The organism is Polaromonas sp. (assembly GCF_018780625.1).
Taxonomy (GTDB): domain Bacteria; phylum Pseudomonadota; class Gammaproteobacteria; order Burkholderiales; family Burkholderiaceae_C; genus Polaromonas.
In genome coordinates this window covers 1-5,591 of the sequence record NZ_JADMJK010000158.1, presented here as the reverse complement: position 1 = coordinate 5,591, position 5,591 = coordinate 1, and the positions used below count along the sequence as shown (strand labels likewise).

Below are 5,591 nucleotides of genomic sequence, written 5' to 3'. Positions count from 1 at the left end.
GGCTCGGTGTTTTCACCGTTGCTGGCGATCAGCTTGCTGATGAAGGCAAACACGTCGGTGATGGTCTGCTCCATGGTCATCGGCGCAGGCGGGCTGACGACCCCCTCGGTACCGCCAATCCCGCCGCCACCGCCACCGCAGCCGGCAAGCAGCACCGCGCTTAGCGCGGCGCCTGCCCAAAGTTTTGCATTGCTTTTATGCATGATTTTTCCTTTGTTCGCCAAGGCTTAACGGGAACCTGCGTTCGGCGTATTGAGGTACGGAAAGGTGCTCAAAAACGGCACCGTGGCCTGGTCCACCGCATCATGGATGTTGGCGGCATTGGGCAGGCCATTGGTGCCCGCGGCGGCCATCAGCGGGGTCAGCGCCGACGCATCGCACCTGGACATGAGCGACGGAATGCCGGGCACCGAATTGAGCTTCAGGGAATCGTTGGCGCCGTTGATGGCGCACAGGCCGCCCACGGTGGCCACCAGCGCGATATCAACCACGTCATCCTTGGGACGGCGACCGTTCGGGAAGCCCGCGAGATCCTTGGCCATGGCGAGGTTGGCGGTGCCGCCCACGCGCAGCACTTCGCCGGCCACGCCCAGACGGTTCTGGTCGGCGAACTGCACCGGTGCAATGGCGGTGTTCAGGCGCAGCATTTCCGACGGGGTCGGCGTTGCAGGCTTGTTCACGCCGGTGATGCCGGTCAGGAAGGTGGTCAGCAAATCCGTGCGCGGCAGGTTGACAGGCGCGACCGCCTTGGCATCGCCGGCCAGCACAATGCCGAGCAGGGCCGGCAAGGTCGGGTTGGACACGTAGGTGAGGAACTGGCCATCGTCTTTCGGGCTGGAGGCGTTGAACTTGTCCTTGTCGGGCAAACCAATCACCAGCTCGTTGACCAGCGGGTTGCCCAGGCGCGACACCTGCGTCCAGGCACCGCCGGCCTTCTCGGCCTTGTCGTTGCCCGAGCCCGGCTGGCCATTGATCAGCCGGCCCTGGCGCAGGCTGGCGGTGGTCCAGCCGCCAATGACTTTGTCGCTGCCGGCGGTCAGGCAATCCTTGTGCACTTCGAGTGCAATCGTGGTGACGTTGGATTTTTGAACCACATGCTGGCCGGCCATGCCGGCCGCGTCCTTGTTCGCCGGGTCCAGCAGCACGCCTGCGGGTGCGTTGACCAGGTCGAACACCGGGCCCAGGTTGACGGCAAAGCCTTCCTGGCGCTGGCCGACAAACACCTTGCCGGGTGCCGCGCAGCCAGGAATGGTCACGCTGTGGATATGCTTGCCGGCATAGGCCGCGTAGGCCGCCGAGTCGCCCAGCGTCTTCACCCCGATGTAGTCCACCGGTTTTTCAAACACACCGTTGCCACCGGTCTTGACCACTGCCGCGCCCGCGTTCTTGCGCCGCTCGCCGCGCACCACGTTGACGCTGTAGGTTTCATTGACATTGAGGTTGGCATCGTTGAGCGCGCTGACCGTGCCGGCCTGGATCAGCGGAATCGGCACGCTGGCCGAACCGATGGTCAGGGGAATGGACTTGAGGGCGTTCTTGAAACGAAACTGGAAGGTGATGTCCTCCACCGCGTCGCCGTTGTTGTCCACATGGATTTCATAGAGGGCGTTGGGGTCCATCTGGAAGTAGTTGGGACCGCCGTAGGGTGCCTGCAGCGGCTGGTAGTTGGCCAGCAGGGTCACATAGTCAGAGCGGCCGCCGCTGCCATTGGCGGCAATGCCTTCATAACTCCGGAACATGTAGAAATCAGTCCCGTCGACTTTGGGCGCCGAGGTGATGAAGGGCGCCTCGCGGTGGCTGGACGCCATGGCGCTGCTGGCGGCTATTAACAACAGGCACGCTTTGGCAAGGTGCCCCAGTTTCGTTTTCATAGTGCGATCTCCAGATGTGTATCGGTACAGCAAATGCTGTGTAAAGAATACGCAAGGGAAATCAACCTGGATTCAAAAAACAAACCGGCTTTAGCGCTTTATTTGCACCAACAATCACCGCCAGATGACGGCGGGCGCATCAACTCCTTCTTTTGGGGGTCGCAGCCAACTACTGGCGCGCCATGCGGACATTGGCCGGCAGGCCCTGCGGGTGGCTGGTGCGAAACGGGTTGATGTCGAGCCCGCCGCGCCGGGTGTAGCGCGCATACACCGACAGCTTGGCGGGCTTGCACTGCGTCCACAGGTCCATGAAGATGCGCTCTGCGCACTGCTCATGAAATTCGTGGTGGTTGCGAAAACTCACCAGGTATTGCAGCAAGCCGGCCTGCTCGATCTGCGGGCCGCTGTAGCGGATCTGCACGCTGCCCCAGTCGGGCTGGCCGGTGACCAGGCAATTGCTTTTGAGCAGGTTGCTGGTCAGCACCTCGCTGACGGGTTGCTCGTCGAACGCGGCGCGCAGCAGGTCGGGCGCCGGCGTGTAGCGGGTGCATTCCATGTCGAGCCGGTCCAGGCTCAGGCCGTCCATTTCGTGCACCGGCTCGCGGTCAAACAGCTCGGGCAGCAGCAGTTTGACGCCGACGATGGACGGCTGCGCCGCACCGCGCCAGGCGGCCTCGCTGATGTCTGCCCGCAGCCGCGCCTGCACCTCGGCCGCGTCGGCAAAGCGGGTGTTGTTGAAGCTGTTCAGGTAGAGCTTGAAGGACTTGCTTTCAATGATGTTGGGCGTCTCGCAGGGCACGGTGAAGTGCGCCAGCGCCACCTGCGGCTTGCCGCGCGGGTTGAGCCAGCTGAGCTCAAAGGCGGTCCACAGGTCAGCCCCCAAAAATGGCGGCATGCCGGCAATGCCGAGTTCGAGCCGCTTGGCCAGGCGCGGAATCGGAAACAGCAGCGACGCGTCGTACTGGTCGGCATAGGCCGATGTTTTCCCAAGCTGTGAGTGTTCAGGGATGGTCATGGTTCAGGCTTTTTTCAATAGGTGGGTTTCAGGCGTTCTGGTCAGTCGCCCTGCCGGCGCCTGAACACCAGGCGGTCCACGCCGGACACGCCGGGCTCGAAGCGGTAGCCTTCGGCGTCAAAGCCTTCCAGTGCTTTCACGCTGACCAGCTGGTGCTGCACGGCGTAGCGCACCATCAGGCCGCGTGCGCGCTTGGCCATGAAGCTGATGATCTTGTACTTGTCGCCCCGGAATTCTTCAAACACGCAGGTGACCACGCGGGGCTTGAGCGCCTTGCGGTCCACGGACTTGAAATACTCTTCGCTGGCCAGGTTGACGATGACCGGCGAGGTGTCGGCCGCCGCGCGCGCATTGAGGTAGTCGGCAATCTGCGTACCCCAGAACTGGTACAGGTTCTTGCCGCGTTCCGTGGCCAGCGCCGTGCCCATTTCAAGGCGATAAGGCTGCATCCAGTCGAGCGGCCGCAGCACGCCGTAGAGCCCGCTCAGGATACACACATGGTCTTGCGCCCAGCCCAGTTGCGCCTCGCTCAGGGTCTTGGCGTTCAGCCCTTCGTAGACGTCGCCATTGAAGGCAAGCACAGCCTGCTTGGCGTTTTTAGCGGTGAACTGGGGCGACCAGGCCTGGTAGCGCGCCACGTTCAAGCCAGCCAGCGCATCGGACAGCTTCATCAGCGAACTGATGTCCTGCGGCGACCTGGTTTTAAGCACGTCGATCAGTTCGGCCGACTGGCGCTTGAACAGCGGCTGGCTGTGCGTGGCCAGGTGCGGCGGGGTGTCGTAGTCCAGCGCTTTGGCGGGCGAGAGTAAAAACAGCATGGCGTGGGTTCTTCAGATCAGGCAAAAGCTTGACTTTACGACAGCTGCGGCACGGCCTGCACGCCGCAGCCGTCAAACCCGGAAAAACCCCCAGGCTCAGCGCAAGTCGCCGCCAGCGATGCCAGCGTTTGTGCCGCCATCGTGGTGCGTGCCGGGTAGTGGGTGTGGTCGCAGCCGGGCGGCAGCGCAGTCGAATAAAATCAGGAGAGTTCCCTCCAACCCCAGGCGGCATCCCTGCGATGCCGCTTCTCATTGCCCCATGACTGACGCTGCCACCCCCACCCCTGCCGCCCCTGCCCCCGACACCGCCAAGGTGTTTCCCCCCACGCCGGGGCTGGACAGCCTGGCCAAGTCGTTTGAGCCTTCGGCCATTGAACGCCACTGGGGCCCGCTATGGGAGCAAAGCGGCCAGTACGAGCCGACGCTGGACGAGTCCAGGCCGTCGTTCTGCATCCAGCTGCCGCCGCCCAATGTGACCGGCACGCTGCACATGGGCCATGCGTTCAACCAGACCATCATGGATTCGCTGACGCGCTACCACCGCATGCGCGGCGAGAACACGCTGTGGGTGCCCGGCACCGACCACGCCGGCATTGCCACGCAGATCGTGGTGGAACGCAAGCTGCAGTCCGAAGACGGAAAAAACCGCCACGACCTGGGCCGCAAGAATTTTGTCGCCAAGGTCTGGGAGTGGAAGGAAGAATCCGGCTCGACCATCACACGCCAGATGCGCCGCATGGGCGACTCGGTGTCGTGGAAGCATGAATACTTCACCATGGACCCGAAGATGTCCAAGGTTGTCACCTCGACTTTCGTGCAGCTGTATGAACAGGGCCTGATCTACCGCGGCAAGCGGCTGGTCAACTGGGACCCGATCCTGAAATCCGCCGTGTCCGACCTGGAAGTCGAGAGCGAGGAAGAAGACGGCTTCATGTGGCACATCCGCTACCCGCTGGCCGACGGCTCGGGCTCGATCACCGTGGCCACCACGCGCCCCGAAACCATGCTGGGCGACGTGGCGGTGATGGTGCATCCGGAAGACGAACGCTACCAGCACCTGATCGGCCAGCAGGTCACGCTGCCGCTGTGCGGCCGCACCATTCCGGTGATTGCCGACGATTACGTGGACAAGGAATTCGGCACCGGCGTGGTCAAGGTCACGCCGGCGCACGACACCAACGACTATGCCGTCGGCCAGCGCCACCAGTTGCCCATCATTTGCGTCCTGACGCTCGATGCCGCCATCAACGACAACGCGCCCGAAAAATACCGCGGGCTGGACCGCTTCGTCGCCCGCAAGGCTGTCGTCGCCGACCTGGAAGCGCAGGGCTTTCTGGTCGAAGTGAAAAAGCACAAGCTGATGGTGCCGCGCTGCACCCGCACCGGCCAGGTGATCGAGCCGATGCTGACCGACCAGTGGTTCGTCGCCGTGAACAAGGTCAGCGACCAGGACCCGACCGGCAAGTCGATTGCGCAAAAAGCCATCGACGCGGTGGACAGCGGCGCGGTCAAATTCGTTCCCGAGCAGTGGGTCAACACCTACAACCAGTGGATGGGCAATATCCAGGACTGGTGCATTTCGCGCCAGCTCTGGTGGGGCCACCAGATTCCGGCCTGGTACGACGAGGACGGCAAGGTCTATGTCGCCACCAACGAAGAAGAAGCGCAGAAACAGGCGCCCGGCAAGCTGCTGCGCCGCGACGAGGACGTGCTGGACACCTGGTACTCCTCCGCGCTGGTGCCCTTCTCGTCCCTCGGCTGGCCTGAAAAAACCAAGGAGCTGGACCTGTTCCTGCCCTCCAGCGTGCTGGTCACCGGCTACGACATCATCTTTTTCTGGGTCGCCCGGATGATCATGATGACCACGCATTTCACCGGCCAGGTGCC

General features: G+C 63.1%; 4 protein-coding genes and 1 pseudogene. 1 reads left to right on the top strand and 4 read right to left on the bottom strand.

Going from position 1 to position 5,591, the window contains the following annotated elements:
• From IV091_RS12935 to yaaA, 4 genes and pseudogenes are all read right to left on the bottom strand, one after another.
• Nucleotides 1-203, bottom strand: a pseudogene (locus IV091_RS12935) (hypothetical protein); the annotation flags it as partial.
• Between the two features lie 24 nt (nt 204-227).
• Nucleotides 228-1,871 carry a DUF4331 domain-containing protein gene (locus tag IV091_RS12930; RefSeq protein WP_293469356.1) on the bottom strand — a complete coding sequence of 548 codons (1,644 nt, stop codon included), beginning with the start codon at nt 1,869-1,871 and terminating at the stop codon, nt 228-230.
• Between the two features lie 169 nt (nt 1,872-2,040).
• A complete protein-coding gene (queF, locus tag IV091_RS12925; RefSeq protein WP_293469354.1) occupies nt 2,041-2,886 on the bottom strand; it encodes an NADPH-dependent 7-cyano-7-deazaguanine reductase QueF in 846 nt (281 codons plus the stop codon).
• 41 nt (nt 2,887-2,927) lie between these two features.
• On the bottom strand, nt 2,928-3,704 hold the full coding sequence (gene yaaA, locus IV091_RS12920; protein ID WP_293469352.1) for a peroxide stress protein YaaA: 777 nt from the start codon (nt 3,702-3,704) through the stop codon (nt 2,928-2,930).
• Between the two features lie 259 nt (nt 3,705-3,963).
• On the opposite strand from yaaA, the gene IV091_RS12915 reads away from it, so the two are divergent.
• Nucleotides 3,964-5,591: valine--tRNA ligase (locus IV091_RS12915; protein ID WP_293469350.1), on the top strand; the 1,628-nt coding region annotated here is incomplete at its 3' end.

Excerpts from the sequence above, each read along its gene's own strand:
- IV091_RS12930 (WP_293469356.1), bottom strand. The coding sequence starts at position 1,871 with ATGAAAACGAAACTGGGGCACCTTGCCAAAGCGTGCCTGTTGTTAATA.
- queF (WP_293469354.1), bottom strand. The coding sequence starts at position 2,886 with ATGACCATCCCTGAACACTCACAGCTTGGGAAAACATCGGCCTATGCC.
- yaaA (WP_293469352.1), bottom strand. The coding sequence starts at position 3,704 with ATGCTGTTTTTACTCTCGCCCGCCAAAGCGCTGGACTACGACACCCCG.